At 57.1% G+C, this 3,314-nt stretch carries 4 protein-coding genes and 1 pseudogene; 3 read left to right on the top strand and 2 right to left on the bottom strand.

The genetic code is table 11. From position 1 onward, the window contains the following. Both B4F73_RS10810 and B4F73_RS10805 read right to left on the bottom strand, forming a co-directional pair. Nucleotides 1-536: ABC transporter permease (locus B4F73_RS10810; protein WP_290483243.1), on the bottom strand; the 536-nt coding region annotated here is incomplete at its 3' end. Beyond that, complete coding sequence (locus tag B4F73_RS10805; protein ID WP_414651732.1) at nucleotides 536-1,429, bottom strand: ABC transporter permease; 894 nt, start codon at nucleotides 1,427-1,429, stop codon at nucleotides 536-538. The genes B4F73_RS10810 and B4F73_RS10805, both read right to left, overlap by 1 nt. 214 nt (nucleotides 1,430-1,643) lie before the next feature. Here B4F73_RS10805 and B4F73_RS10800 point away from each other — a divergent pair, with 214 nt between their 5' ends. The 3 genes and pseudogenes from B4F73_RS10800 to B4F73_RS16765 all read left to right on the top strand — a co-directional run. Continuing rightward, complete coding sequence (locus B4F73_RS10800) at nucleotides 1,644-2,054, top strand: TIGR01244 family sulfur transferase (RefSeq protein ID WP_034810871.1); 411 nt, start codon at nucleotides 1,644-1,646, stop codon at nucleotides 2,052-2,054. 139 nt (nucleotides 2,055-2,193) lie between these two features. After that, nucleotides 2,194-3,132 (top strand): hypothetical protein, encoded by a 939-nt coding sequence (locus B4F73_RS10795; RefSeq protein WP_290483241.1) that lies wholly within the window; start codon nucleotides 2,194-2,196, stop codon nucleotides 3,130-3,132. 42 nt (nucleotides 3,133-3,174) lie between these two features. Beyond that, a pseudogene (locus tag B4F73_RS16765) lies at nucleotides 3,175-3,314 on the top strand (MBL fold metallo-hydrolase); the annotation flags it as partial.

The following is a 3,314-nucleotide window of genomic DNA, read 5'->3' as shown; positions in this document are numbered from 1 at the left end:
GTCAGCCACTCGATCGCGCCGATGGCTGCAAAGATCAGCACAATGTTGCGCTCAAACACCGTCAGCAACAGGATCACGAAGAAGATGAAGGGCAGAGCGTAGAGTACGTCGACAATGCGCATCATGAAATTGTCGACGCGACCACCGAGATAACCTGCCGTCGCACCCCAACTGACGCCGATCACGAGGCTGACAGCCGTGGCGACAATGCCGACCATGAGCGAGATACGCAGGCCGATCATCAGGCGCGCAAGCAGGTCTCGTCCCTGCAGGTCGGTTCCGAGCGGATGCAGGCCTTCCAGCGTCGGCGCAATGGTGCGCAGGTCAGAAATGGTGCTGTATTTGTGGACCCAGACAAATGGCCCGACGACTGCAAACAGAATGAGGAAGCCGAGAATCCACATGGAGACGACGGCGGCGCGGTTGCGGAACAGGCGCGCCCGGGCATCTTCCCAGAGCGAGCGTCCCCCAATAATGGCATTCTGAACCGGTTCGATGCGACCAGTCGGGTCGAGGAGAGGATCAAGATCCGTCATCAATCGTACTTCACTTTCGGATCAAGCAGGGCGTAGAGAATGTCTGCTACAAGATTGAGCAGTACGATCAGGCCCGCATAGACAATGATTGCGCCCATCACGAGCGTGTAGTCACGGTTCAGGGCACCATCGACAAAATATGAGCCGAGGCCGGGCAGGCCGAAAATCTTTTCGATCACCACTGACCCGGTCATGACGCGTGCCATTGCGGGGCCGGCATACGAGATCAGTGGCAGCAAGGCCGATGGCAGGGCGTGACGCGCAATCACCTGGCGTTCGGTCAGGCCTTTGGAACGCGCCGTGCGGATATGGTTGGAACGCATTGTCTCGATGATCGAGGCGCGCATGAGGCGGGAGATGATCGCAATCTGTGGCAGGGCCAGAGTAATTACGGGCAAGGTCATATTGTGCCAGTTCATCCCGATATTCGGATAGGTTCCGAGACCGCCAACCGCGAAGATGCCAGCCCCCAGGGCAAAGATGAAAATCAGGATCGGACCGGTAACAAAGGTGGGGATCGAAATGCCTGCCATGGCGATCCCCATGACGCTGTAATCCGCCGCTGAATTCTGCCTGAGTCCCGCAAAAACACCCAGCAATGTGCCCACCGCTATTCCCAGACCCATGGAGAGAAACCCGATGGTGAGGGAGATGGGCAGGCCGTCTGCAATCAAGTCGTTTACGCTCTTGCCAAGCGTCTTGTAGGACGGGCCAAAATCCCCGACCAGCACGCCGCCGACATAGTCGAAATACTGCTCGTGAACGGGCTTATCCATGCCGAAATAGGCGAGTTGGGCCTGTTCGATCGCAGGCGGCAGTTTCCGCTCCCCATCGAACGGACCGCCCGGCGCGGCTCGCATCATGAAGAACGCCATCGTTATGATGGCAAGCATTGTGGGGATTGCAATTAGCAGACGCCTGAACGTATAGGCCCACGGAATTCGGCTGATGACACGTTGAAATGAGGACACGTACTTAAGTTATTCCGCTGCTGGTAATAGGAATTTGATCATGCCGCCGTCACCGACGCTTGGCATAACGATCCGCAATCCTTAGCTTGTAGCGACAGCCGATCAAGACCGCAGACTCAGGCAGGGACACTAAAATATGGCCGATATTCGCCGCGTTACGGAAGCTTTTGCTGTCGCCCCCCAGATTAACGAGGAGGATGTTGCCCAAATTCAGGCTGCAGGCTTCAAAACCATTGTTGCGAACCGCCCAGATGGCGAAGGCGGCGTAGACCAGCCCCGTATGGGCGCGATTCGTGCCAAAGCCGAATCCCTGGGTTTGGCCTTTGTGGCACTTCCTTTCTCAGGCGCCCCCACCCCAGAAGTCGTCGAGCGGATGAGCAATATCCTGAACGAAGCGCCTCAACCGGTGTTGGCGTATTGCCGCACCGGGACACGATGCATAACGGCATGGGCCCTGACTCATGCCGGGCAGGGTACAGGTCAGGAAATCGTCGATGCTGCCGCAGATGCGGGCTATGATCTGTCGAGTCTGCAATCGCTGCTGTGACCATCCTGCTCACAGATGTTGTGAGCAAGTGGTCACACTTGCGCCGCATTATGTGTGTTGTCAGTGATGACCGGTCATGCGAAGGCCAAGACAGGGAGGCGCTGGCCATGAGGCTGTATGCGCAAGAGGAGTGGAATGGATGAGCGATCGTCTGTGGATCACCGATTTCAAATACGATGACGGCGCCATGCTGGTGAAGAAGACCGGGCACCGCGTTCCGCTCACATTTTCGCTGGCGCACGACATCTTCACCTGGTTCTGCTTCTATTTCTTTGCGCAGACATGGCGCACCTGGCGCCGGGTCACCGGACACAAGCGCCCCACGATTGCATTCTATCCTGACAAGCCACGCCCATGGTATTTCATCTGGCCCGTGACACATGTGTCAGGTGCCAAATTGATTGATGACGTCGCGACCGCTGACATTGTCATGCAGTTTGATGACTCCACCGAAACCGACAATACGGTCCCGATGGTTCGTGATGGGGCGAAACTGGTCAATTTCACTTGTGATGATATTTCAAAATCGACCGTCGCAGCCGCTTTCGGTGAGGCTGCGGGATATTCTCTATCGGTTGACCCAACGACCCATCAGGGCCGCATGGTCGAGAAGTCTGAATTGAATGCCGCGCATGATGGCCGGATTCTGGAAGGTCCGCTGGATACGCCCCTGCCGGGCAAGACCTATCAGCGCCTCGTCGACAATGAGATCGAAGGCGGTCTGGTCGAGGATCTGCGCTGTTGCATCGTGGCCGGCTCACCCGTCATCGTGTTCCGCAAGCGTCGGCCCTTGGAGCGCCGTTTCCTGAACGAGAATGTTCAGGTTTTGCTCGACGAGCCTCGCAATTGCTACACGAGCGATGAAATTGCCGTGATTGAGCGGTTTGCTGCATCGATCGGACTGGACTGGGGCGGCGTTGACGTCCTACGTGACCGTTCATCCGGACGAATCTACATCGTCGATGCAAACAAGACGGATATGGGCCCGCCCGTGGCGCTGAAGCTTGGCGCCAAGCTGAGGGCTACACGTCGCATGGCGCAGGCCTTTGCCGTCGCCTTTGCTTCGAAGAAGCGCTGATCGCTCCGGCAAGCCAGGATCGCTGCAAGAGACTAGAATAATATGGCTATTCCCTACGTTCGCGAAATCGAGTTCGAATACGGCATCGTAGAGCAGGTTTCCCCGCTCATTCGCCGCGTAATCGCGAACAATCCCGGGCCGTTCACCTATGTTGGCACCGGCGTCTACATCATCGGTCATGG

This window comes from Hyphomonas sp. UBA3601 (genome assembly GCF_002375605.1).
GTDB lineage: Bacteria > Pseudomonadota > Alphaproteobacteria > Caulobacterales > Hyphomonadaceae > Hyphomonas.
This window is presented reverse-complemented; position numbering and strand designations above follow the sequence as displayed.

Bases quoted from the DNA above. Each gene is read 5' to 3' on its own strand.
- B4F73_RS10800 (WP_034810871.1), top strand. From the start codon at position 1,644: ATGGCCGATATTCGCCGCGTTACGGAAGCTTTTGCTGTCGCCCCCCAG.
- B4F73_RS10795 (WP_290483241.1), top strand. From the start codon at position 2,194: ATGAGCGATCGTCTGTGGATCACCGATTTCAAATACGATGACGGCGCC.
- B4F73_RS10805 (WP_414651732.1), bottom strand. From the start codon at position 1,429: ATGCTTGCCATCATAACGATGGCGTTCTTCATGATGCGAGCCGCGCCG.